Here is a 24,691-nt window from a genome sequence, read left to right on the forward strand (position 1 = left end):
GTGGAATTAAAAAGACAACAACCGATCGTTGAAGCATATCATTTTGATATGAAACCGAAAGACAAAGAAATGGAAACAAAATTGAATGTCGGCTTTGCGCCGTTAAAAGTCAAAGATGAAGAATATATGGAAAAAAACAGTATTATTGGTGCCCGCTTAGAATTCCAATTGGTGTTCCCTGATTACGTTTTGTCAGGACGTGTCGGACAAGTCAATCATATTTTGAATCGCAAAGTCAATTCTGGAGAGGATTTGACGAAAGCCGAAACTGATCGCTTGGTTGAGCCCTTGTTTGATATCGTCAAACGCTTGACTTATGAAGTGACAGAGATCGTGACCGACAAACCAGGTTTACAATTGAACTTTAATACCAATTCGAACGCTGCGCAAGAAGCGAAGGAAGCAGACGAATAACGAGAAATAGGAGGGATGCCCATTGTTTTCCAATCAAATGCAAGTGATGCTATACGTTGACGATGTGACGAAAGCAGTTGAGTTTTGGCAAGAACTAGGGTTTGTGATCATTGAACAACAAACCGTTGATGGAACATCCGTCGTTGAAATCGCGCCATCAAAAGAGGCGGAGGCACATTTTGTCTTATATGACCGTGAGTTTATCGAAACACATTCACCTGAAGTCGCTTTGAATTCCCCATCGATCATGTTTTTTGCAGAAGATATTACGATACTTTATAAGAAGCTTTTAGAGATGGAAGCAGAAGTGGGTGAATTGATTCAGATGGAAGAACAACTGGTTTTCAATTTTGCCGATCCGGATGGCAATTATTTTGCTGTATCAGGAAAATAGCTTTTGTCGATCGTAACCAATCATTCGTCCTTTTGAACCCGACTTTATGTTGTCGTACTGTTCAGGACAAATGGTTGGTTTTTTCGTTTTATTGCAAGACATTTTACAGGCAAAGGTCTAAAATTGATAACAAGAGAATCAATTGCCTTTAAGGAGGAAATGACTATGCAAAACTATCTATATGCAATCAGTGATATTCATGGAATGGCCGATCTGTTTAAAAAACTTCTTACCGATTATGACCCTAAGCTCCATCAGCTGCTTTTGATTGGAGACTTAAATGATCGGGGGCCGAAGTCAAAAGAGTGTTTTTTTCTGGGAAAAAAGTTAGTCGAAGAATACCAAGCGATTTATTTACGCGGCAATCACGAGGAGTATTTTCTGCAATTTCTAAATGCCCCTGAGGATTGGTTTGCCGCTTACGTACGCAATGGCGGCAAAGAAACGATTGAAAGTCTTTTGCATACAGGCGCTACTGAGGAGTATTCGCCGACGGAAATCGCCTTAATGATCCGCAGTAGCTATCGAGACTTAATAGAGTTTTTGATGGAGCGACCGCTTTATTACGAATGGGGAAAGTATCTCTTTGTTCATGCGGGCGTGGATTTAAGTAAAAAAGATTGGCGTAAGACCGCAGACCATGATTTTATCTGGATTCGCGAGCCGTTTCATAAAGGAAAAAACCGTACAGGAAAAACGATCGTTTTTGGCCATACCATCACGCCCATGCTGCATGGAGATATGCAGACGACGGATCTATGGCAACAAGACGACAAAATCGGCATCGATGGCGGGGCAGTATTTGGTGGATCGGTGCATGGCGTGATTTTTGATGACAAAGGGATCGTTCAGGACATCGAATACCAAAATTTAGCAGGTCCTTGGCAACCAGACTTTTAAAAGTCTTTTTGAGAAAAGACAAAAGCAGCCATAACAAGAGTCGCGAAAGCAACATTGTTTTCGTGCAATCTTGTTCGCTCAATGGCTGTCTTTTTTATGTTAAAATAGCAAAAGCAACAAAGGAAAGGTGAGAACAAATGGCAGAAATGAATCAAGAGGTACTTGATTTAGTAAAACAAGAATTAACCGCTTTTACCCAAAAACAAATCAGTACGGTGTTGCAGTTATTGCAAGAAGGAAATACCGTCCCCTTTATTGCCCGCTACCGTAAAGAAATGACGAATGGACTTGACGAAGTTCAGATTCGAGAAATTGAAGTGCGATACCAATACTTAGAAAACTTAGAGAAACGCAAGCAAGAGGTTTTGCGTTTGATAGAAGAACAAGAAAAGCTAACGCCTGAACTATCACAGGCGATTTTAGCTGCGACAAAAATGCAGGCCGTCGAAGACCTGTATCGTCCTTATAAACAAAAACGACGCACCAAAGCGACGATCGCCAAAGAGAACGGCTTGGAACCATTTGCTCAGTGGCTGTTAAGCTTCCCAAAAGCAGGTGACGTTCAAGAAAAAGCGGCCGAATTTATCAGTGATGCTGTTCCTACTGTAGAAGATGCCTTAGCAGGCGCGCACGAGATCATTGCAGAAGGCGTTGGTGATACTGCAGAGTTTCGTAGTTGGATCCGCAGCTATTACACAAACAAAGGACTGTATCAAAGCACGGTCAAAAATGCTGAAAAAGATGAAAAAGGCGTTTATGAAATGTATTACGATTTCCAGCATCCTATCAATAAGATGGTGTCCCACCGAATTTTAGCCACTAATCGTGGGGAACAAGAAGACATCTTGAAGGTCGCCCTTGTGGCAGATGAAGAAAAAATCATGGATTACCTACGTCGCAAATTGATCACGAATAGGGATTCACCCGCAGCCGGTTTTGTTGAAGCTGCAGCTGCTGATGCGCTGAAACGGTTTATTTCACCAGCCATCGAACGAGAGATCCGCAATGAATTGACAGAAAAAGCTGACGAACAAGCAATTGCGATTTTTGGAGAAAATCTTCGCAATCTGTTGCTGCAGCCGCCATTGAAGGGCAAAGTCGTTTTAGGTTTTGATCCAGCGTATCGTACAGGCTGTAAACTAGCCGTCATTGATGAGACTGGAAAAGTACTAGCGATCGAAGTGATCTATCCTCATAAACCAGCGCCTATGAATAAGCGAGAAGCTGCCGGACCAGCGTTTCGTCGCTTATTACAAACCTATAAAGTCGAGATGGTCGCAATCGGTAATGGGACTGCGAGTCGGGAATCAGAGCAATTCGTCGCTGAACAATTAAAATTGATCGATCAAGAAGTATATTATGTGATCGTGAATGAGGCAGGCGCTTCTGTTTATTCTGCCAGTCCGATCGCTCGTCAAGAATTCCCTGATCTGCAAGTGGAAGAACGCAGCGCCATCAGTATTGGTCGCCGTCTGCAAGATCCCTTGGCAGAATTAGTCAAAATTGATCCACAATCCGTGGGCGTCGGACAATACCAGCATGACGTTTCGCAAAAACGCCTCGCTGAACAATTGGATTTTGTTGTTGAGACTGTTGTCAACCAAGTTGGCGTTGACGTCAATACCGCAAGTGCGGCACTCTTGCAGCATGTAGCTGGTTTAAATAAAACCACTGCTCAAAATATCGTGACTTATCGAGAAGAAAATGGTGTATTTACGCAGCGGAATCAACTGAAAAAAGTCCCTCGCTTAGGACCAAAAGCTTATGAACAGGCGATCGGCTTTATGCGGATACCTGGCGGAAAAGTCATTTTGGACAATACCGGGATCCATCCAGAAAGTTATGACACTGCCAAAGAAATTTTGGCGATCGCGGGTATTTCTTTAGCGGAGCTAGGGAAAGAGCAAATGGAAGAAAATAAAGCGAAACTTGCCCAACTACGCCCAGCGGAGCTTTCCGCAAAATTGTCAGTCGGCAAAGAAACCATCACGGATATCCTAAAGGCGTTAATGCAGCCTGGACGCGATATGCGTGATGAAATGCCAGCCCCATTATTGCGCAAAGATGTGCTGAGTATGGAGGACCTAAAACCGGGAATGGAACTGAAGGGAACGGTTCGAAATGTGATCGACTTTGGTGCTTTCGTCGATATCGGTGTCAAACAAGATGGACTGGTGCATTTGTCGAAGCTGAGCCGTTCGTTTGTAAAGCATCCGAAAGACGTTGTTTCCGTTGGTGATGTCGTAACCGTTTGGATCGAGCAAGTAGATGTCAAAAAAGGCCGTATCAGTTTAACCATGGTCGATCCGGGAAATGCAAAATGACCCAACAAGAACTGCAGCGGTTGGTGGAAGAGCTGTCGCTGTCTGTTTTCAACAAACCATTCACGCATCGAGCGGTGTTTAATTCTCGCTTAAAAACAACCGGTGGCCGCTACCATCTAAGTGATCACCACTTGGATTTCAATCCAACCATGCTCACAGAACACGGGATGGAGGTTTTTATCGGCATTATCAAGCATGAATTGTGTCATTATCATTTGCACTTAGCAGGTCTTGGTCACCGTCACCAAGATCCTGCCTTTAAAGCATTGCTGGCAAGAACGGGAGGCTTGCGTTATGCACCTCCTGCCAAAAGGACAGCCAAACATCGCTATCGATGCCAAAATTGCGGCTGCGAGATTCGGCGGCAGCGACGTGTGGATATCAAAAAATATGTTTGTGGAAAATGTCGTGGACGTTTGCTAGAAATAGGAAATGATGAGAAAAGTCAAGTCGAAAAATAAAACTCGTTGCTATTTTTTTCATTTTGTATGATAATGTAGGTCGTGTGACAACCTGATATTTGTCAATACACGCGTTTTTTTACGACGCGGATTTGAGAAAAGAGGATTATAATAATGGAAAATCAAAACAAAATACATCATTTTGTTGGAATCAAAGGTTCCGGTATGAGTTCATTGGCTTTGATTCTGCACGAAAAAGGCTACCAAGTACAAGGCTCTGATGTGGAAGAATATTTCTTCACTCAACGTGATCTAGAAAAAGCAGCGATCAAATTGTTGCCTTTCGATAAAGCAAACATTCAACCAGAAATGGTCATTATCCAAGGGAATGCTTTCCCTGACACCCACGAAGAAATCGTACGGGCAAAAGAACTTGGTTTAGAAGTTACTCGTTATCATGACTTTATTGGCCAATTCATTCAGCCCTATACGAGTATTGCGGTGACCGGTTCTCACGGAAAAACCAGTACGACAGGATTGCTTTCTCATGTCTTAAGCGGCATCCGTCCAACAAGTTTCTTGATTGGCGATGGCACCGGTCATGGGGAACCTGATGCGGAATTCTTTTCATTTGAAGCCTGTGAATACCGTCGTCATTTCTTAGCGTATTCACCGGATTATGCAATCATGACCAACATCGATTTTGATCACCCAGACTACTTCCACTCGATCGAGGATGTCTTCTCAGCCTTTCAATCGATGGCAAGTCAAGTGAAAAAAGGCATCTTTGCTTTTGGTGATGATGAATACTTGCGTAAACTTGAAGCCGATGTCCCAATCTACTATTACGGAGTCAACGATAACGACGATGTCCAAGCAAAAAATATTGAACGCACCACCCAAGGTTCAGAGTTCGACGTCTTCATCCATGGTGAAAATATTGGCCATTTTGTCTTACCAGCGTTTGGTCAGCACAACATCAACAACGCATTAAGTGTGATCGCTGTGGCTTACAAAGAAGGATTGGATATGAAAGAAGTTGCCGCTGAGATGATTTCATTTCCTGGAGTGAAACGCCGCTTTAGCGAAAAAATCGTGGCGGATATGACGATCGTGGACGACTACGCCCACCATCCTGCAGAAATCAAAGCAACGATCGATGGCGCTCGTCAAAAATATCCAGAGAAAGAAATTATTGCTGTCTTCCAACCACATACCTTTACCCGCACGATCGCTTTGATGGATGAATTTGCGGAAGCATTGGATCTTGCAGACCATGTCTATCTATGTGACATTTTTGGATCTGCTCGTGAATCACGAGGAGATGTTAAAATTGAAGATCTAGGCAAGAAAATTCAAAAAGGCGGAACTGTGATCAAAGAAGAGAACGTATCTCCGCTATTGGATCATCAAAATGCTGTCGTGATTTTCATGGGAGCAGGCGATGTGCAAAAATTTGAGACAGCCTATGAAAAACTATTAAGCAATACAACTCGTAACGTATTGTAATCAAAGACTCTTGTGGCGTGTTTGCTGCAAGAGTTTTTTACATCTGAAGTTTTTGCAAAAGCAGCACCGCGAACTTGCACTTTTGTCGGCATCTGATAGAATATACTCAGATGAAACTATTCTTTTTGGAGGAATTAAATTTTGAATATAGGGAAACCGCGAAAAATAGGAAAAAGTATTGAAGATATCGAGGAAGGCGATTCGTTATCCTTAACAGAATCGATCGAAGACAATCAACTGTTGTTATATTTAGGGCTGACTAATGATGCCAATCCTTTGTATATACAACATGACTACACGCAAAAAACTGAGTACCAGCGTCCCATCGTACCATCCATTATGTTGATGGGGATCATCACCAGTGCCGTATCGAAACATTTGCCTGGTCCTGGCTCTCATGTAGTCAATTTTTCGGTAAACTTTATTGAACCTGTATATCATTATGAAACGTTGACCTTTGAATTCGAAGTGATCAAAGTGGATAAAATGAAAGACGTGGTAACTATTTCGGTTGAAGCGATCAACACAGAAGATCATCGTATTTTAGATGCTGTGGTCATGGTCCAGCCGCCAAAAGCAGTAGCAGAAAATGAGGAGGAACAACAAGATGAATAATTTAAATAATGAAACCGTCCAAGCCCAAGGCTTAAATCGCTTTTATTCAAAAGTGTATTTATTCTTCGGCGTTGGACTTGCGATCAGTGCGATCTCAGCCTATATATTTGGGGAAGTCTTTCAAGCGCAAACCCTACAATTTATCAGCAACTTTCCGCTAGGATTTACTGGTCTTTGGATCTTACAGATCATTCTAGTTATTGTATTAGGGGTGAAGGCGCAGAAAAATCCGTCCTTGACCGTTGCTGGCTTTTTAGTCTATTCGCTCTTGAATGGATTGACCTTGTCTGTGACACTGATGATCTATGACTTTGGATCGATCGTGGGAGCATTTGTTTCAGCAGCTGTCACTTTTGGTGTCATGTCAGCATTTGGGATCATGACTAAACGTGATCTAAGTGTGGTTGGTCGTATCGGCTATGGTCTGTTGATCGGGATCATCATCTCAACGCTCTTGAATGTATTTATTTTACGCAGTCAACCGGTTGACTTTTTCTTATCGATCGTGACCGTCTTTGTCTTTATGGGAATCACCGCCTATGACAATCAGCAAATCCGCAATGTATATTTCGCAACGAATGGTGGCGCAAATACAGGAATGGCCGTTTTCATGGCATTACAACTGTATTTGGACTTTATCAACTTATTCCTTGCGTTATTGCGAATCTTTGGGAAAAACAACTAAAAAAAAGTGCGAGGAAACTCGCCTTTTTTTTTGCATAAAATAAGAGAGAAAACAAAGCAATTCATCGCTTTTGTGCCCGTTCTTTGATAGAATAAAGAGGAACTTTTTGAGAAAAGGAGTAATCAAATGCCAAAAAATAAATTACTACTCGTTGATGGGAATAGTGTGGCTTTTCGCGCGTTTTTTGCGTTGCATAATTCATTAGAACGGTTTAAAAATGCCAATGGGCTGCACACAAATGCCATCTATGCGTTTCATACTATGTTTGAAAATGTGATGGCAAAAGAACAGCCAACACATGTTTTAGTGGCTTTTGATGCTGGAAAAACCACCTTCAGAACAGCAATGTATGAAGACTATAAAGGTGGACGTTCAAAAACCCCTGGGGAATTCAAAGAACAAATGCCTTACATTCGCGAATTGATCAACGCGTTAGGTGTTCAATACTACGAATTAGATAACTACGAAGCCGATGATATCATTGGCACATTGGCAAATAAAGTCGACAAAGAGCTGTTTGATGTCGTCGTTTTATCTGGCGATCGCGATTTGACCCAGCTGGCAACGGAGCACGTGAAAGTTGACATTACGGTCAAAGGAGTTAGCGAAATTGAAAGTTATACGCCCGCTCATGTGGCTGAAAAATATGACGGCCTAACGCCCTTACAAATCATCGACATGAAAGGACTAGCCGGCGATGCTTCCGATAATATTCCTGGTGTCACCAAAATTGGTGAGAAGACAGCCATCAAGCTATTGAAGGAATATGGCTCCGTTGAGGGGATCTATGAACACATCGATGAAATGAAAAAAAGCAAGATGAAAGAAAACCTGATCAATGACCGTGAGATCGCCTTTCTTTCAAAACAATTAGCAACCATCGATGTGGATGCGCCCATTGAGGTCGATGTCGACAAACTGAAATATGAAGGCAAAGATTTAGAGAAATTGGTGCCATTCTACCAAGAAATGAACTTTAATAGCTTCTTAGAGAAGTTGCAGATTACAGCCGAACCAGTTGAGATGGAAGACATTTTATTTTCGGTCGTTGAAGAAGTAACAGAAGATATGTTCCAAGGAGACACGGCATTGTATGTCGAGATGATGGGGGATAACTATCATTTGGAAGACATCGTCGGTGTTGCTTGGGGCAATCAAGAAAAAATTTATGTCAGCAATCGTGAAGAATTGTTTGAAAGTCCAGTCTTTACCAATTGGTTAAAAGACGAGGAACGTAAAAAATTCGTCTATGATGCCAAACGCACGTATGTGGCATTAAACCGATACACGACAGCACCAAAAGGAATCGCTTTTGATGTTTTATTGGCAGCTTATCTTTTAGACACGAATGATACGAATAATGACATCGCAGGTGTTGCCGCTCACTATGGCTATGATGCGATCCAATCGGATGAAGCGATTTATGGAAAAGGTGCGAAAAAAGGTCTGCCAGCGGATGAGGAAGACTTCTTTGCTCATTTAGCCCGTAAAGTAGCAGCGATTACGAACCTAACACCAAAGCTTACGGAAGAATTGGCAGCGAAGAATCAAACAGCGCTATTTGAAGAAATGGAATTGCCTTTATCAATGATTTTAGCTGAGATGGAGATTACTGGAATCAAAGTTGATGCGTCTCGCTTGCATCAGATGAAGGGCGAATTTGCGCAACGGTTGCATGAAATTGAAGAAAAAATCTATGCCGAAGCTGGTGAAACCTTCAATTTAAACTCACCGAAACAATTGGGTGTGATCTTATTTGAAAAAATGGGCTTACCAGTCATCAAAAAAACCAAAACTGGCTATTCGACAGCAGTCGATGTGTTAGAACAACTAAAAGAGCAAGCACCGATCGTTGAAGACATTTTGACTTATCGTCAAATCGCTAAGATCCAATCAACCTATGTAGAAGGATTATTAAAAGTGATCCAAGGGGATGGCAAAGTCCATACACGATATGTACAAACCTTGACCCAAACTGGTCGATTAAGTTCTGTCGATCCGAACCTGCAAAACATTCCGATTCGTTTAGAAGAAGGTCGAAAGATCCGTGAAGCCTTTGTGCCACGAGAAGCTGATTGGGTGATCTATTCTTCTGACTACTCTCAAATCGAATTACGAGTGTTGGCACATATATCAGATGATACCCATTTGAAAGAAGCCTTTATCGAAGGTCAAGATATCCACTCAAGCACAGCGATGCGAGTCTTTGGTATCGAAAAAGCAGAAGATGTGACACCAAATATGCGTCGTCAAGCCAAAGCGGTCAACTTTGGTATCGTTTATGGTATTTCCGATTATGGCTTATCCCAGAATCTAGGAATCACCAGAAAAGCCGCCCAACAATATATTGATACGTATTTTGAAAAATATCCTGGTGTGAAAACGTATATGGAGGATGTGGTTCGTGAGGCGAAGGACAAAGGGTACGTTGAAACCTTGTATCATCGCCGTCGTTACCTACCTGATATCAATTCGCGCAATTTCAATATTCGGACTTTTGCTGAAAGAACCGCCATCAATACACCGATCCAAGGCAGTGCGGCGGATATCTTAAAGATTGCCATGATCGATTTGGCGAAACGTTTGAAAGAAGAAAAATTAGCAGCAACGATGCTGCTGCAAGTACACGATGAACTAGTCTTTGAAGTACCTGAATCTGAATTGCCTCGTCTTGACGCTTTAGTGAAAGAAGTGATGGAGCAAGCCGTTGCATTGCATGTCCCTTTACTGACAGACAGCAATTGGGGCAAAACATGGTACGATGCAAAATAAATGAGGTGAACAGAGGTGCCTGAATTACCAGAAGTTGAAACGGTCCGCAAAGGACTTGAAAAACTTGTTTTAAATAAAACGATCGAATCGGTCGAGATCCTTTGGCCACGAATCATCGAAAGTCCTGAAGTGCCGATCTTTTCGGCACTGTTGAAAGGGCAACGTTTTGAAAGATTTGAACGACGTGGAAAATTTTTGATTTTTAAATTGACAGATTATGATCTGATCTCTCATCTACGAATGGAAGGCAAGTACGAGTATTTTGAGTCAGAACCGATTGTCGATAAACATACACATGTCATTTTCCATTTTACGGATGGCAGTCAGTTAAATTACCATGATGTAAGAAAATTTGGTCGTATGACTTTAGTGGATAAAGACCAAAGCGCAGCCTATAAAGGCATCATGCAATTAGGTCCTGAGCCTAAGCCTGAATTGTTTTTATTAGAAGCATTTGAGCAAGGATTGAAGCGGTCTAAAAAAGCCATCAAACCCCTTTTGTTAGATCAAAAACTTGTGACTGGTTTGGGCAATATTTATGTAGATGAGGCGCTATGGCAAGCGAAGATCCATCCTGAACAACCAGCAGATTCGCTCACCCCAGCAGAAGCCAACGTGTTGCATCAAGCGATCATCGATGTCTTGGAACGCGCCGTTGAAGCAGGGGGGACAACCATTCGGACCTATCTCAATGCATTGGGCGAAGCAGGAAAATTCCAAATGTCATTAAATGTCTATGGCCAAACGGGCAATCCTTGCGGGCGATGCGGGACACCAATCGTCAAGACCAAGGTTGCCCAACGGGGGACGCACTTTTGTCCTCAGTGCCAAAAATTGCATGTGAGGTCCAGCAAATGAGTTTTGTCTTAGGGGTCACTGGCGGGATCGCCACTGGGAAAAGTACCGCAGTCGCGCATTTTCGCTCACTGGGCTTACCGATTATTGATGCCGATATCATCGCCAGAGAAGTCGTTGAACCGAATACGGAGGGCTTGCAGGCGGTGACACAAGCCTTTGGTCCGCAGATTTTGACCGATGACGGACACCTGGATCGGCAAACCCTCGGTGCCCTGATATTTAATGATCCAGAAAAACGTCGCTTGCTGAATCAGACGCTGTCGCCATTTATTCGACAAGAGATTTTGTCTCAGATCGAAGAAAAAAGGCAGCAAGTGCCCTTGTTGATCGTTGACATTCCTTTGCTTTATGAAGCCGACTACGACCAATACATGGATCAAACCGCAGTCGTTTATGTGCCAGAAGCGCTTCAAAAAGAGCGGTTGATGGCACGTAATCAACTGAGTGAGCAAGAAGCGCAACAACGAATCGACAGTCAGCTTTCCATTGAGAAAAAGAAACAACGGGCAGATATTGTCTTTGATAATCAAGGAACGATCGCCCAACTCAATCAGCAGATCGATGATTGGTTAGCATCCTTAAACAAATAGATAAGACAGCAGGTTCCCTTCAGTAAAAGGGAACCTGCTATTTTATCTTTCAATAGCAAACCTAGCCCTATCATTTCCAAAAACAACTGGCGCTGAAACATGTCGGAAACTGTTTGGTTTGGAAAGTAAGACGATCGTGTATGAATGGTTAAATATCAAAGTACCAGCCCTGATTTATTTTGGGGTCACGATCACGCGATTGCTGGAAAAGGGGTGAAGAATGATCGGCTGATCATAAAAAGAGGTGAGAACCTCCTCAGTAAAAATCGTCTCTCGTTGACCAGCGGCGTGGACTTTGCCGTTTTTTAACATCAGCAAATGAGTGAAAATCGGTAGTAGCTCTTCCGTATGATGGGTAACGTAAAGAAGAGTCGGCGTATTCGGCAGCTGTGAAAAAGCCTGCAGACGGGTTAGCAGTTCTTCTCGCGCAAATAAATCAAGGCCCGTACAAGGTTCGTCCAAAATGAGGATCTCTGGTTGTGCCATCATGGCACGTGCGATCATGACAAATTGTTTTTCCCCTTGCGAAAAGACATGATAGGAACGATGGATCAGATGCGACAAACCTAAGTCAGCCAAAAGCTCTTTTGCTTGGATCAGCTGCTCTTCTTCGTAGGACGCATAAAGACCAATACTGGAATAAAGCCCCGAAAGAACGATTTCTTCGGCAAGATCGCGACCATAAAACTTGCTTTGCAGCGCTGAACTGACCCAACCAATGCGCCGTTGAAGATCGGGCACAGACGTTTTTCCGTAACGCTCACCTAAGACCGTTCGTTGACCAGAAGAAGGCCATAAGCTTCCCGTGATCATTTGGAGTAATAAACTTTTGCCAGCACCATTCAGCCCTAAAATCGCCCAATGCTCATTTTTTTTCACTTGCCAATTGATTGCTTTTAATAAATAGTTCTTGTCGCGAACGAAAGAAACCTGTTGGAAATCGAGGATTGTCATCTATTGTCGAACCTTAGACAGGTTCTTCACCTCCAGTTGTATGAATATTCAGAAAATAATCGCTCATATTATAGCATAAAGAAAAGCATTTTGCTGACTGTTTGGTATCGTATTCATATCTTTTGTCAGAAATCAGAATGCTTGTTATGATGAAAGTATACAGGAGGGATGATAACTATGGGTACTTTTAAAGATGAAAAAGATGTGATCGTTGGCAAAGCCAAAGAAAAAATCGGTGAGTGGACCAACAATGAAGAACTTGCCCACTCTGGAAAAGAACAAGCACAAGAAGGTCAAATCAAGAAAGAGCACGATCAAAAACGAGTCAATGAACTAGATGATCAAAATGATGAGCGTGATGCCCGCAATGATCGAACCACCCCTGAAAATGTCAGCAGCGAAGAATTATTGCGAGCTGAAAATCCCGATGCAAATAAAATTTCTTCGAATGATCGACGGGATGCAGACCAGTTGAAGCATTACACAGGAATTGAAGATAAATTATAAACAAACATGGATGCCTTCGTCTTCTAGACGAGGCATTTTTTGGTTAATGAGACCAAAGAGAGGTTGAAAGACAAACACCTACACAGTTGACAATTGCTCAACCTCTCATTATAATCCATTAAGATCGCATGGAAAGCAGCAAAGAAATTGGGAGGTGGTCATCAAATGCTTATTTATGCATTGTGTACGACTGTCAAGAAAGTAGAACAGCCGCAATAGGAAACGAAAAATTAGAAAGAAGGCTTTTTTATGATCGAACCTTACCAATTTCATTCAATTAAACATCAAGTATACCAATTAGTACGAACGTATCAATCGGTCAATGATCCTCGAACGATCAAAACGGTTGAAACGATGACAAAAGACGCCATAGAACAATTTTTTCCTGAAGAAGAAACAGCGCCCCGAGCAATTTTAGCTGCTTTCTTTCAACCGGGGATGACGATCAGTCGCAGCAATGAGCTGTTAACAGAGCTCAAAGAGTACGTCCGACCCTTTCACGTACCGACAACAAAACAAATTGAAAAAATGTTTCGGAAAGTAAAAAAACTGAAAATACCTGATTTTGCTTCCGTTGATTTAAAAGAGACCACCTATCTTTCTTGGGAGGATATCGGTAGTCAAAGCAAGTTTATGATCATTGCCACTGAGCAGGGCTTTACAGGACTTCACGGTCATGTCTCAACCGAGGTCAAGAAAGGAATCTGTCCCTTGTGCCAGCATGAAGGGAATGTCTCAGGGAATGTCTCGATGTTTCTTTCTCTGACGAAAAGCAATGGCGATGGAACGTATACCAAACGGGGGAACTATATTTGCCGTGATAGCCAACGGTGCAATCAGCAGATGGAACAGCCAGCAAATTTGCATGACTTTGTTTCTTTGCTGCAAATGAAAGATAAATAACGAAATGAAACGGCAGAAAAATTTCTGTCGTTTTTTCAAATTCAAAAAAATAGTAGTTATAACATTATTTAAATTTTGTATTAAATGAACAGAATAAACCACTTTGGCTATTGTACCAACGGATTTCATGTTATAATTAATCATAGAAACCGATGACTTTACGTAAATACGTAAGCGCATAAGAGAGAAAATGAGGTGGAACTATGCAATGTCCAAAATGTCATCATAACAATTCTAGGGTGGTTGATAGTCGACAAGCCGATGATGGACGTGTGATTCGCCGCCGTCGTGAATGCGAAAATTGCGGCTATCGCTTTACAACATTTGAACGTATCGAAGAGGCACCCCTACTTGTCATTAAGAAGAATGGTGCCCGTGAAGAATTCAATCGCGAAAAAATCCTACGGGGCTTGATTCGTTCTGCAGAAAAACGTCCAGTGACAATGGATCAGATGGAAACGATCGTCGATCATGTGGAAAGTCGTGTTCGTGCTCTTGGTGAAAATGAAATTTCTACAACACAGATTGGTGAGTATGTGATGGAGGATTTAGTTGATTTAGACGAGATCGCTTATATCCGTTTTGCCAGTGTCTATCGCCAGTTTAAAGACATGTCAGTTTTCTTAAAAGAACTACAAGACATCGTCGAAAAAGCGAAAGAACCACAAGAATAGAGGGGGACAACAAGTGGGCAATAGTTTACCGAATCAATCGTACAAAGTGTTCAAAAGCCGTCCACTTACAACGGAAGGGAAAGACGCCCTCATTTATTTGTATCAACCAATTATTGAAAGTGATGCTTTAGCGTTGTATTTGACACTCGCAAGCGATGTCCAAGCCCAAAGCTTTTCTGGCGAGGAGTCGATGACGACCGTGCATCTAGATATCTTGAATGCCATGAATGCGGGAATGCCTCGCTTCATAAAAGCCAAGCAAAACTTAGAGGGCATCGGCTTGCTAAAGTCTTATGAGAAAGCAGATGCTCAAAACGGGAGCTCGTATCTGTATTGGTTGCAAGAACCGGTCCATCCAGCAGCGTTTTTTCAAGATGAATTGTATGCTTATCTGTTGTTGGAAAGAGTCGGGGAGCGTAAATTTGATCAGCTGGTCAAGCTGTATCAACCAAAGCAGTGTTCCTTGACCGATTATCAGGAAGTGACTCAATCCTTCTCAGCCGCCTATGGGTTAAATACCGCACGTTTTGCTTCACATGAAGAAACGTTACAGGCAGTCAGTGATTCTTTTCAAGAAACCAAGGCGAACTTGATGCTTGACGAAAAGCAGTTGGATTGGGACTTTCTTTTATATGAAGCTCAGCGTCGGTATATCCGTGCCGCTAATTTCACGCCAAGTTTTCGACAAAAGTTAGTTCTATACCATTCTTTATATGGCTATGATGTGTTGGAATTGTTGGATTTGATGGCGGACAATGTTTCTTTGACAACAGGCGAGGTCGACCAGAAGAAGCTGGAACAAGCTATCGTGAAGAAATCACGACAAACATTCACGAAAACATCAAAAAGAGAAGATCCCCAAGCGGAAAGTCAGTTGCGCCGCTTCAATACCTTAAAACAGAATGGTTTTTCAGAAAATGATGTATTATTGATTCAAGAAAGTGAGAACAATGCACCGATCGCTTTTCTCAAGGCGATCAAAGCGGAGAAGAACAGTTTCATGACGGATTCAGAACAATGGCTGATCAAGAGCCTTGTCGAACGGTCACCATTGCCAAATAGTGTGATCAATGTTCTGGTTCATTATGTCTTGGTGGTCCAAAACAATGCCGCTTTGTCAGGGAATTATGTGAACAATATCGCCGCCCAGTGGTCAGAATTAAAAATTGGCACGGCAGAAGATGCCATCAAACATGTTCGGAGCCTTGTTCGAAGTGCCAAGGAAAAACGCAGCCGACCACAAACCAGCGGCAAAAAAATCATTCGCGAAGAAAAGCTGCCTTCTTGGGCTGAAAAACCAGTGGAAGAGACAGCCTTAACGCCAGAGCGACAAGCAGAATTAGATAAAAAACTGCAAAACTACTTGCATAAGAAAGCTGGTGACAAGTAATGGAAGATGTAGGGAAAAACTTAGGAAAACTATTGGATAAACGCAATTACCGTGATCAGTTTTCAGCAATGATGGCAGAAGTTTTACAAGATCCTGATGTCAAAGCGTTTATTGCCGAAAATGAAGGGGTATTGACCGAAGCAGATATTCAAAAAAGCTATGCGAAACTGTATGAGTTCGTCCAAGAAAAGCGGAAATTCCGCATCAATGATCCATCCATGATCGCACCGGGCTATGAGCCGCGCTTAGCGTTAAATTTTCATTTTATTGACGTCACCTATGTACCAACCAAAGAACTACTGGCATATCAGAAACAAGAAGAGATCCGCAGTCGCATCAAAGCGATGGATATGCCTAAAGATATACAAGAAGCAAGTTTTGCAGATTATCAGCAAACGCCTGGCCGAATGGAGGCCATCGCAGCTGCCGTTGATTTTATTAGTGAGTTGACAGCCAATCCACAGGAGTTTCATAAAGGACTTTACTTTGTGGGGAGTTTTGGGATCGGAAAAACCTATCTGCTTGGCGCGATCGCCAGAGATTTAGCGGAGGCAGGCTACACGACGACATTGGTTCACTTCCCGACATTTGCAGTAGAGATGAAACAAGCAATCGGCAAAGATCAGGTGGGGGATAAGCTGAACGCAGTGAAAAAAGCCCCAATCTTAATGATGGACGATATCGGTGCGGATGCGATGAGCAGTTGGATTCGTGATGAAGTCTTCGGTGTGATTCTACAATACCGAATGCAAGAGCAACTCCCGACGTTCTTCACCTCGAATTTTACTATGCATGAGTTGGAGCAGCATCTTTCAGTAACGCAACGCGGCGAATCCGAACCATTGAAAGCCAAACGTATTATGGAGCGTATTCGTTACTTGACACAAGAGATCCAAATGACGGGCAAAAATCGACGAAATGATGCCTAAAAAAACCATTACTGGAGGAAGAAGATGATGAAAAAACAAGTGATTCTAGGCTTGTCCTTAACAGCAGTGCTGCTGTTAACGGCTTGTGGCAGTCCCGAAAACAATAATGCATCAAGTGGCGATAACACGCCTTCTGAATCAAGTGAGAATGCTAGTTCCGTTGCCAATAGTTCTTCAGAGAGCGAAACAGCGACGGTTTTTACTGGTATTATCCAAGAAGATGCCCGAGCAGGTTCAGATGATACCTTTCAATTATTTTTGAAAGACGTAGCGGCAGTTGAAGATGAGGATCAAGTCGTCCAAAGTTTTCAAAATGATGGGGTCATTCTCCATGTCCCTATCGAGGCCTATTCAGGAGAGATCGAGGAGTTAGTTGAAGGAGACAAAGTCCAAGTGTCGCTGCAAGGCGTCCCGATCATGACGATGTCGATCCCACCGCAAATTCCCGGTAACTCGATTCAAAAGGTTGAATTAGTGAACGATTAATGCAATGTGCGCCTTGGCAATGGCACCACAGTCAAGACGCACATTTTTTTCTATTTATGGAAAGCGTGTTATACTACGAAAGAAGGAGTGACAATATGAACGAACATGCATTATCGGATCGTTTGGCTTGCGTGGGGGAACAAATTCCCGATCAAGCACGTATCGCCGACATCGGTTCCGACCATGCTTATTTACCTGTGGCATTGATGCTGCAGAACAAAATCACTTATGCTGTAGCTGGAGAAGTCGTTCAAGGACCTTATGATTCTGCCAGTAAACAAGTACGTAAAAACGGGCTAACAGAGAAGATCGTGGTGCGCTTAGCAGACGGATTGGACGCTATTCAGCCAGCAGATAAGATCGACACGGTTGTTGTTGCTGGAATGGGGGGAACTTTGATTCGCTCTATTTTAGAAGAAGGCAGCAGAAAAAATCGCTTAGCGGGGGTCAAACGTTTGGTCTTACAACCGAATGTTGGCGAAAGGACCTTGCGGGAATGGCTCGTTGATCACAATTTTACGATCACTCATGAAGTGCTGTTAGAAGAAAATGACAAAAATTATGAAATCATCGTTGCGGAAACTGGAAAAGCGACGTACACGACCCAGCAATTATTTTTTGGTCCCTTTTTATTAAAAGAAAAAAATCCAGTTTTTTATAAAAAATGGCAGCATGAATTGAAGCAGCGTCAACGAGTGGTCAAAGAGTTAGAGAAAGCCAAAGAACCACCTGCTGAGAAAATGAATGAATTGAAAGAACAAATCGAATGGATCAAGGAGGTACTGGCATGATTTCTGGTCAAGAATTTATCAAACGCTTTGAAGCATACTGCCCGTTATGGTTGGCAGAAGAAGGCGATCCTGTTGGTCTGCATGTTGGTACATTAAACAAACCCCTCGAGCGAGTCATGATGACCCTTGATGTACGTCCAGAAGTGGTAACCGAAGCCATCGAGAAAAAGATCGACTTGATCATCGCGAAACATCCACCGATCTTTCGCCCTTTGAACCGCTTGCTGACCGATGATCCGCAACAAAAGATGTTGATGGATCTCGTCAAGCATGATATCGCCGTTTACGCCGCCCACACCAATATGGATATTATTGAAGACGGTTTGAACGATTGGTTTTGTGAACTGCTAGAAGTTGAACCAGATACGTACTTGAAGCAAACCCATCAAGTAAAAATGAAGAAACTAGCTGTATTTACACCTGTTGAATCGGCACCAGCATTGCGAAAGGCATTAGGAAAAGCTGGTGCTGGTCAGCAAGGCAATTACCAAAACACCAGCTATTCATTGATTGGCACCGGTCGCTTTACACCACAGCAAGCGGCGCATCCTGCCATCGGTGAGATCGGAAAAGAAGAACAGGTGCAAGAAGCGAAAATCGAAGTCATTTTTCCAGAAACGATCGAGAAAAAGGTCCTTTCGGCAATGATCGCTGCTCATCCTTACGAAGAGCCAGCTTATGATCTGTATGCCTTAGACAATTTGCCGAAGACCTATGGAATCGGACGGGTTGGCAACCTCGCTGAGCCTCTTTCCATTGATCAGTTTGTCGCACGTGTCAAAGAGCGGTTTGGTTTGACTGCTTTACGGGTTGTCAGTTTTCCTAATGCACCTGAAAAAATTCAGCGAATCGCCATTTGTGGCGGCAGTGGTCAATCGTTTTATTCCGATGCCTTACGCCATCAAGCGGATGTGTACATCACTGGCGATATCAGTTACCATTTCGCCCATGACATGCAAGCCAATGGGTTGATCGGGATCGATCCAGGGCACAACATCGAAAAGGAATGTATTCCTTGGTTTATTGAGAAATTCAATCAGTGGAAAGCAGAAGAGAACTGGGCTGTGACCTTTGTTCCTTCCACCACTTCAACAAATCCATTTGACTATAGATAGGAGAATCTTTTATGTACGAAAATTTATTGCCTCGCTTTTTAAAATATGTCAAAACAGAAACTCGCTCAGATGCGACAAGCACCACAACACCTTCCACCCAAACACAAGTCGCGTTTGCTAAAGAACTGCAAAAAGAACTTGAAGAACTAGGGTTAAGCGATGTTCATTACAATGAATCCAATGGTTTCGTGATCGCAACATTACCAAGTAACGTCGATCATGACGTGCGCTCCATCGGTTTTATCGCCCATATGGATACCGCCGATTTTAATGCAGAAAATGTTGATCCGCAGATCATCGAAAATTACGATGGCGAATCGACCATTAAATTAGATAAAGAAGGAAAATACACATTAAACACAAAAGATTTTCCGAATTTAAAAAATTATGCTGGCGAAACCTTGATCACTACTGATGGTACCACTTTATTAGGTTCTGATGATAAGTCAGGTATTGCAGAAATCATGACAGCCATGGAAATTTTACTGAAAAACCCAACGATCAAGCATGGGGAAATCAAAGTCGCATTTGGACCTGATGAAGAAATTGGTGTTGGTGCCGATAAATTCGATGTTGAAGATTTCAATGTTGATTTTGCCTATACAATGGATGGCGGTCCAGTAGGAGAATTGCAATACGAAACCTTCAATGCGGCGCAAGCTGAAATTACGATCCAAGGAAAAAATGTCCACCCTGGAACAGCCAAAGACACCATGATCAACGCCTTGCAATTAGCAGTCGATTTTCAAAATGCGCTACCTGCTGATGAAGTTCCTGAGAAAACCGAAGGGACAGAAGGGTTCTTCCATTTGATGAGCCTTAGTGGTTCAGTAGAAGAAGCGAAAATGGCATACATTATTCGAGATCATGATCGGAGTCGTTTTGAAGAAAGAAAAGCACAATTATTAGCGGTTCAAGAAAGTTTGAATGCCCGCTTTGATGAACCACGAGTGCACGTACATCTATATGATCAATACTACAACATGAAAGAAATCATCGAAAAAGATATGAGCATCATTGATTTAGCGAAAGATGCGATGAAAGCAGTTGGAATCACACCGATGACAGAACCTGTCCGTGGTGGTACGGATGGCTCGAAAATCTCCTATCTAGGGATTCCAACCCCGAATATCTTTGCTGGTGGAGAAAATATGCATGGACGTTATGAGTTCGTCTCACTACAATCAATGATGAAAGCGACCGATGTGATCGTGAAAATCGCCGAATTGAATGCGCAAGCATAGCAGCAGCTTCTTCATTGAAAGAAAAGAACAACTTTAGGGCTGGGAACTCTTCACGCAGGTCTTGCGTAAGGCCCGGCCTTTTATTAGGATGTGAATAGGATGAAAATTCTCGTATTATACAACGATACAGCGGGGAAAAGTGAAGCAAAAGAAACAGCAGAAAAATTCCAAGCCTATGTGAACGAACAAGGCGATGAGCATCAAGTGTTTTTACAAGCGTCAAATCCCGATGTTGACCCTGCGGATGTTAAAGAGGCAGCCAAGAAACATGCGGTCGATACGATTGTTATTATTGGTGGGGATGGAACGATCCATCATGGGCTGCAAACCTTCAAAGAAAAGCTGGATGAGCTGAAGATCGGGATCATTCCTGGAGGAACGGTAAATAACTTCGCTCGAATGTTGGGTATACCAGTCAAGCCAGAAGAAGCGTTTGAGAATATTTTAACAGGGGTTGAACGTCCGATCGATTATGGGATGGTCAATGATCAAGTAATGATCTCGACGATGACCATTGGTCTTTTGGCAGATACCGCCGCCGCAACTTCCCAAGAAGAAAAACAACAGTACGGTCCGTTGGCGTTTATGAAACGGTTCATTCATCTGTTGATCAAAAAGAAACAATACAAATTGGAAGTCATCGCTGACGAACGGAAATGGCAGGGGAAAAGTCAATTACTGACGATCGTCATGTCGAATTCAGCAGGTGGGTTTAAGAACTTTGATGAAGAAGCAAAGCCTGACGATGGCTTGTTCCATGTTATTCTTTTGCCAAAATTGAACATTTTACGGTTTATTTTGTATTTGCCAAGAATTATTCGGGGTAGAATTGCCAAAGTACCAAGTGTTGAATATTTTACTGCCGCAAAGGTCTCGATCAAGGCGAAAGAAAAAACGGTTCATACTCGGACCGACGGCGATCCAACGGATGATCTGCCAATCGAGATGAAAGTCATTAAGCACGGGTTGACGATGTTGGTACCTGAGGAAGCACAAGAATCAAAATAATGGTCCCTACGATCAATCATATGGAGGAAATGGATGGATGCACTGATTTACAATCCATTGTGGTTTTATTTAATTGCAGTCAATCTTTATCTTTTCTGTCTGATGGGTTATGATAAATATCAGGCAGTAAAACAAGGTTGGCGGGTTCCCGAAGCAAATCTCCTTTTTATGGGGGCGATTGGCGGCGGATTAGGCGGTTTGATCGCGCAACGCGTGTTTCGCCATAAAACAAGAAAGAAGAAGTTTTATTTCTTTTTTGCTTTCGGCACCGTTTTTGCTATCCTGCTGATGGTCTTTTTTGCATAAATTCGGTTTAACAAGCAAGGAGTTAATATGAAAACTAAAGTGAAGTTCGCCCTTAATTTACTTTTACTAGTAGGCATTCTGGGTGTGATGTATTTTTTTGTCCGTAACTCGATGATGGAAATTTTAGCGGGGCTAAGAGAGACCAGCTTTCTCGTCGTCTTACTGGTTATGGGGCTTGGCACATTGTACTTAGTGATTGAAGGACGAACAGTCAAAGAGATCGCAGTGACTTTTCAACCGGAATTCACCACCAAGGCGGGGTTTCTAACCGTCTGTTACAGTGGGTTTTATCGGATCGTGACGTTTGGCGCGGGCACCTTGATCTCAGAGGTGAATTTTTATCGTAAAAATGGCTTGCAGTTGTCACAAGGGGTTGGGGTCACCACCTTACACATGGTGATGTATAAGTTTGCCATATTGACTTATGCGATCGCTGGGTTGATCATTCAATTCTCGTTATTCTATGACAATGCGCCGAATATGATTTGGGTGATATTGGCGGGGATCGTACTCGTCTTTTTGATCATAGCCGCTTTATTGGCACTTTCTGTCAGTATCAATATTCAAGTCTTTTTTGTGATCGTCAGCAATAAGCTATTCAAAAGTGCAGCGTTAAGAGGGATCGTTGACAAATGCAACACCCAGATCTATTCTTTGCGAGAAACGGTCAATGCAATCATTACCGACCGGACCGCTTTCTTACGCATCTACCTTTGGAATCTTTTGAAGATGCTGCCTTGGTACGTGATCCCTTATGTGATTCTTGTCGTGCAGCACCCAGAGATCGATTTCTTGTTGACGTTATCCTTCATCAGCTTTGCCGTCGTCTTGTCCGGGGTGATTCCAACACCGGCAGGGATCGGTTCCTTTGAATTTATTTATATGCTGCTTTTTGGTCCATTAGTCGGCACAGTCGATGCAGCATCTTCTATGCTGCTGTATCGCTTAGCGACATTCATTTGGCCCTTCATTATTGGCTTTGCATATGTAATGAAAGAAAAGCGCAAAGACATTAGCCAAGAGCTGACAGAGCTTAGAAAAGAAAAAGTGGAAAGTTAAAAAAACGCTTATCTTCGAGTAGAGGATAAGCGTTTTTTTTAGTCTTTCAAATCAATGATCCGATCAACAAAGGATTCATAGAATTCAGCTTCATGGGAAACGATTAGAACGGTTCCGGGAAAAGCTGCCAGGGTTTCTTCCAAATTGTTTTTCGTGTCTTGATCGATATGGTTGGTCGGTTCATCAAGAATCAAAAAGTTGCTTTTGATCAACATCATTTCAGCTAACTTCACTTTTGTCTGCTCGCCACCACTTAATAATTTCAATTCCTCTTGAGCAAGCTGGCTAGGTAATCCCGCACGAGAAAGTTGTCGTCGCAATTCTTTGTTGGTTGCCTTTGGGAAAAGATCCTCGAGGTATTGCAGAGGCGTCTGTAATGGATACTCCCAGTCAAGATCTTGAGAAAAGTAATTAAACTTTGTATGCTGTGGGTAAGAAACGGTTCCTTCAATTGCAGGGATCACACCAAGTATTGTTTTGATCAACGTCGATTTACCGATCCCATTAAATCCCCGAATCGCAATTTTTTCGCCATAGCGGATCGTTAGGTTGATTGGCGATAGTAAAGGCTTTTGGTCATAACCGATCACTAGATTGGTCGTCTCTAATGCCAAGGTCGTAACGATCGGTGCCAAATCAAATCCTAGATGCGGTTTAGGGACATCTTGGGGTGGGGTCAAACGTTCGATTTTTGCCAATTGTTTTTCACGACTCTTTGCCATTGTTGAACGAGAACCAGCTTTGTATTTACGGATATAGCTTTCGGTTTTCTTGATATGCTCTTGTTGTGCTTCGTATTGCTTCATATAACTTTCATTTTGCAGCGTTTTTAGCTTTAATGCTTTGTCTAAATTCCCCGTATACTTAGAAAGCTTGCCAAATTCGATATCAATGATATGGGTCGTGATTTCATTCAAAAATTGACGATCATGAGAAACGACTAAGTAGGTACCAGTAAAGTCCTGTAAAAACTCAACCAGCCATTTGATATGCTCATCATCTAAGTGGTTGGTCGGTTCATCTAAAATCAGCATGTCGGGTTTTTCTAGCAGCATTTTTGCTAAGATCAATTTTGAGCGTTGACCACCACTTAAAGAAGCAAGGGGGGTATCCATGCCGAGAACCGAAATACCTAATCCTTCTGCTAAATCATCGATCAATGTATCCATTTGGTAGAAATTTCCTTGATCCAATTGATTTTGCAATTCGCCGGCTTTTTCTAAAAGCTTATCGTCAAGACTTTCGCCATAAGCAGTATAAAGATCTGCGATCTGTTGTTCTTTTTCGAAGTCTTCTGCAAAGGCAGAGCGCAAAAAATCACGGATCGATTGCGTTTCATCAACATTGACATATTGATCCAAATAGCCCATTTTCAAATTTTTCGGAAATTGAACAAAGCCATCGTCTGGGAGAATTTCTCCTGTAATGATTTTGATTAAAGTACTTTTGCCGGCGCCATTCCGTCCAATCAACCCGACTTTTTCCCCACGGTTGATTTGAACGGAAACATCTTCGTAAAGCAATTTGTCGCCAAATTGTTGGCTAATATTCGTTAATGTTAACATCGTTTCCTCCATATAAAAAAGCTGTAAACAGTAGACGTTACAGCTAAGTAGATAATCTTACTGAATAACTATCGCCAAAGAGCGATCAAAAGGATCAGGAAAATCGATTGTTCCTGACCAATCAGGACCTAGCATACCATTGCGGCTTCCTATCTGTCAATTTTCATGAAAGAATACTGAAAAAAATCTTGATCTTCGAGGGAAATCTTTTGACCATTACTGACCAATATTGTATAATAGAAGAGTAGAAAAAAGGATGCTGCTTGCAGTGTACTAATTTTTCTGACTACCATTTTGG

General features: G+C 42.4%; 25 protein-coding genes. 23 read left to right on the forward strand and 2 right to left on the reverse strand.

The window, feature by feature from the left end:
- From A5878_RS07900 to coaE, 11 genes are all read left to right on the forward strand, one after another.
- Nucleotides 1–414, forward strand: coding sequence for a DUF1149 family protein (locus A5878_RS07900; RefSeq protein ID WP_005225990.1), 414 nt, complete (start codon nt 1–3; stop codon nt 412–414).
- A 22-nt stretch (nt 415–436) separates the two neighbouring features.
- Nucleotides 437–808 (forward strand): VOC family protein, encoded by a 372-nt coding sequence (locus A5878_RS07905; protein WP_015509625.1) that lies wholly within the window; start codon nt 437–439, stop codon nt 806–808.
- 165 nt (nt 809–973) lie between these two features.
- Nucleotides 974–1,708: a metallophosphoesterase family protein gene (locus tag A5878_RS07910; RefSeq protein ID WP_005231330.1), complete on the forward strand. Its 735-nt coding sequence runs from the start codon at nt 974–976 to the stop codon at nt 1,706–1,708.
- Nucleotides 1,709–1,845: 137 nt separating this feature from the next.
- Entirely contained in the window at nt 1,846–4,032 is a 2,187-nt protein-coding gene (locus tag A5878_RS07915) for a Tex family protein (RefSeq protein WP_086295281.1), read from the forward strand.
- Nucleotides 4,029–4,493: a SprT family protein gene (locus A5878_RS07920; RefSeq protein WP_086295283.1), complete on the forward strand. Its 465-nt coding sequence runs from the start codon at nt 4,029–4,031 to the stop codon at nt 4,491–4,493. The genes A5878_RS07915 and A5878_RS07920 overlap by 4 nt, the downstream gene beginning before the upstream one ends.
- A gap of 114 nt (nt 4,494–4,607) precedes the next feature.
- On the forward strand, nt 4,608–5,942 hold the full coding sequence (gene murC / locus A5878_RS07925) for a UDP-N-acetylmuramate--L-alanine ligase (protein ID WP_005225995.1): 1,335 nt from the start codon (nt 4,608–4,610) through the stop codon (nt 5,940–5,942).
- A gap of 141 nt (nt 5,943–6,083) precedes the next feature.
- Nucleotides 6,084–6,557 (forward strand): MaoC/PaaZ C-terminal domain-containing protein, encoded by a 474-nt coding sequence (locus A5878_RS07930; protein ID WP_005225996.1) that lies wholly within the window; start codon nt 6,084–6,086, stop codon nt 6,555–6,557.
- A complete protein-coding gene (locus tag A5878_RS07935; RefSeq protein WP_086295285.1) occupies nt 6,550–7,242 on the forward strand; it encodes a Bax inhibitor-1/YccA family protein in 693 nt (230 codons plus the stop codon). Before A5878_RS07930 ends, A5878_RS07935 begins: the two co-directional genes overlap by 8 nt.
- Before the next feature lie 126 nt (nt 7,243–7,368).
- Entirely contained in the window at nt 7,369–10,014 is a 2,646-nt protein-coding gene (polA, locus tag A5878_RS07940) for a DNA polymerase I (protein ID WP_086295287.1), read from the forward strand.
- A 15-nt stretch (nt 10,015–10,029) separates the two neighbouring features.
- On the forward strand, nt 10,030–10,872 hold the full coding sequence (gene mutM / locus A5878_RS07945; RefSeq protein WP_086295289.1) for a DNA-formamidopyrimidine glycosylase: 843 nt from the start codon (nt 10,030–10,032) through the stop codon (nt 10,870–10,872).
- Nucleotides 10,869–11,462 carry a dephospho-CoA kinase gene (gene coaE, locus A5878_RS07950; RefSeq protein WP_015509632.1) on the forward strand — a complete coding sequence of 198 codons (594 nt, stop codon included), beginning with the start codon at nt 10,869–10,871 and terminating at the stop codon, nt 11,460–11,462. Before mutM ends, coaE begins: the two co-directional genes overlap by 4 nt.
- 174 nt (nt 11,463–11,636) lie before the next feature.
- Here the strand turns inward: coaE and A5878_RS07955 are convergent, their stop codons facing one another.
- Entirely contained in the window at nt 11,637–12,416 is a 780-nt protein-coding gene (locus A5878_RS07955) for an ABC transporter ATP-binding protein (RefSeq protein WP_086295291.1), read from the reverse strand.
- Between the two features lie 168 nt (nt 12,417–12,584).
- Here A5878_RS07955 and A5878_RS07960 point away from each other — a divergent pair, with 168 nt between their 5' ends.
- From A5878_RS07960 to A5878_RS08015, 12 genes are all read left to right on the forward strand, one after another.
- On the forward strand, nt 12,585–12,923 hold the full coding sequence (locus A5878_RS07960) for a hypothetical protein (RefSeq protein ID WP_016609515.1): 339 nt from the start codon (nt 12,585–12,587) through the stop codon (nt 12,921–12,923).
- A gap of 249 nt (nt 12,924–13,172) precedes the next feature.
- The gene (locus A5878_RS07965) at nt 13,173–13,826 is read left to right on the forward strand and encodes a FusB/FusC family EF-G-binding protein (protein WP_086295293.1); all 654 of its coding nucleotides are present in this window, start codon (nt 13,173–13,175) and stop codon (nt 13,824–13,826) included.
- A 203-nt stretch (nt 13,827–14,029) separates the two neighbouring features.
- Complete coding sequence (gene nrdR, locus A5878_RS07970; RefSeq protein WP_005226004.1) at nt 14,030–14,500, forward strand: transcriptional regulator NrdR; 471 nt, start codon at nt 14,030–14,032, stop codon at nt 14,498–14,500.
- A gap of 13 nt (nt 14,501–14,513) precedes the next feature.
- A complete protein-coding gene (locus A5878_RS07975) occupies nt 14,514–15,890 on the forward strand; it encodes a replication initiation and membrane attachment family protein (RefSeq protein WP_086295295.1) in 1,377 nt (458 codons plus the stop codon).
- Nucleotides 15,890–16,819, forward strand: a complete 930-nt coding sequence (gene dnaI, locus A5878_RS07980; RefSeq protein ID WP_086295297.1) for a primosomal protein DnaI — start codon at nt 15,890–15,892, stop codon at nt 16,817–16,819. The genes A5878_RS07975 and dnaI overlap by 1 nt, the downstream gene beginning before the upstream one ends.
- Nucleotides 16,820–16,843: 24 nt before the next feature.
- Nucleotides 16,844–17,305: a hypothetical protein gene (locus tag A5878_RS07985; protein WP_086295299.1), complete on the forward strand. Its 462-nt coding sequence runs from the start codon at nt 16,844–16,846 to the stop codon at nt 17,303–17,305.
- A gap of 95 nt (nt 17,306–17,400) precedes the next feature.
- Nucleotides 17,401–18,096 (forward strand): tRNA (adenine(22)-N(1))-methyltransferase TrmK, encoded by a 696-nt coding sequence (locus A5878_RS07990; protein ID WP_086295301.1) that lies wholly within the window; start codon nt 17,401–17,403, stop codon nt 18,094–18,096.
- The gene (locus A5878_RS07995) at nt 18,093–19,211 is read left to right on the forward strand and encodes a Nif3-like dinuclear metal center hexameric protein (protein WP_306297924.1); all 1,119 of its coding nucleotides are present in this window, start codon (nt 18,093–18,095) and stop codon (nt 19,209–19,211) included. Before A5878_RS07990 ends, A5878_RS07995 begins: the two co-directional genes overlap by 4 nt.
- Nucleotides 19,212–19,222: 11 nt before the next feature.
- Nucleotides 19,223–20,455 carry a peptidase T gene (gene pepT, locus A5878_RS08000; protein WP_005226010.1) on the forward strand — a complete coding sequence of 411 codons (1,233 nt, stop codon included), beginning with the start codon at nt 19,223–19,225 and terminating at the stop codon, nt 20,453–20,455.
- Nucleotides 20,456–20,554: 99 nt separating this feature from the next.
- The gene (locus A5878_RS08005) at nt 20,555–21,463 is read left to right on the forward strand and encodes a diacylglycerol kinase family protein (RefSeq protein ID WP_086295304.1); all 909 of its coding nucleotides are present in this window, start codon (nt 20,555–20,557) and stop codon (nt 21,461–21,463) included.
- Nucleotides 21,464–21,496: 33 nt separating this feature from the next.
- Nucleotides 21,497–21,769, forward strand: a complete 273-nt coding sequence (locus A5878_RS08010) for a DUF1294 domain-containing protein (protein WP_010748207.1) — start codon at nt 21,497–21,499, stop codon at nt 21,767–21,769.
- 27 nt (nt 21,770–21,796) lie between these two features.
- Complete coding sequence (locus tag A5878_RS08015; protein ID WP_074535939.1) at nt 21,797–22,828, forward strand: lysylphosphatidylglycerol synthase transmembrane domain-containing protein; 1,032 nt, start codon at nt 21,797–21,799, stop codon at nt 22,826–22,828.
- A 38-nt stretch (nt 22,829–22,866) separates the two neighbouring features.
- On the opposite strand, the gene A5878_RS08020 is transcribed toward A5878_RS08015, so the two are convergent.
- Complete coding sequence (locus A5878_RS08020; protein ID WP_010748209.1) at nt 22,867–24,393, reverse strand: ABC-F family ATP-binding cassette domain-containing protein; 1,527 nt, start codon at nt 24,391–24,393, stop codon at nt 22,867–22,869.
- Between the last annotated feature and the right edge of the window lie 298 nt (nt 24,394–24,691).

This window comes from Enterococcus sp. 3G6_DIV0642 (assembly GCF_002140635.1).
In the GTDB taxonomy this organism is placed as follows: domain Bacteria; phylum Bacillota; class Bacilli; order Lactobacillales; family Enterococcaceae; genus Enterococcus_D; species Enterococcus_D casseliflavus.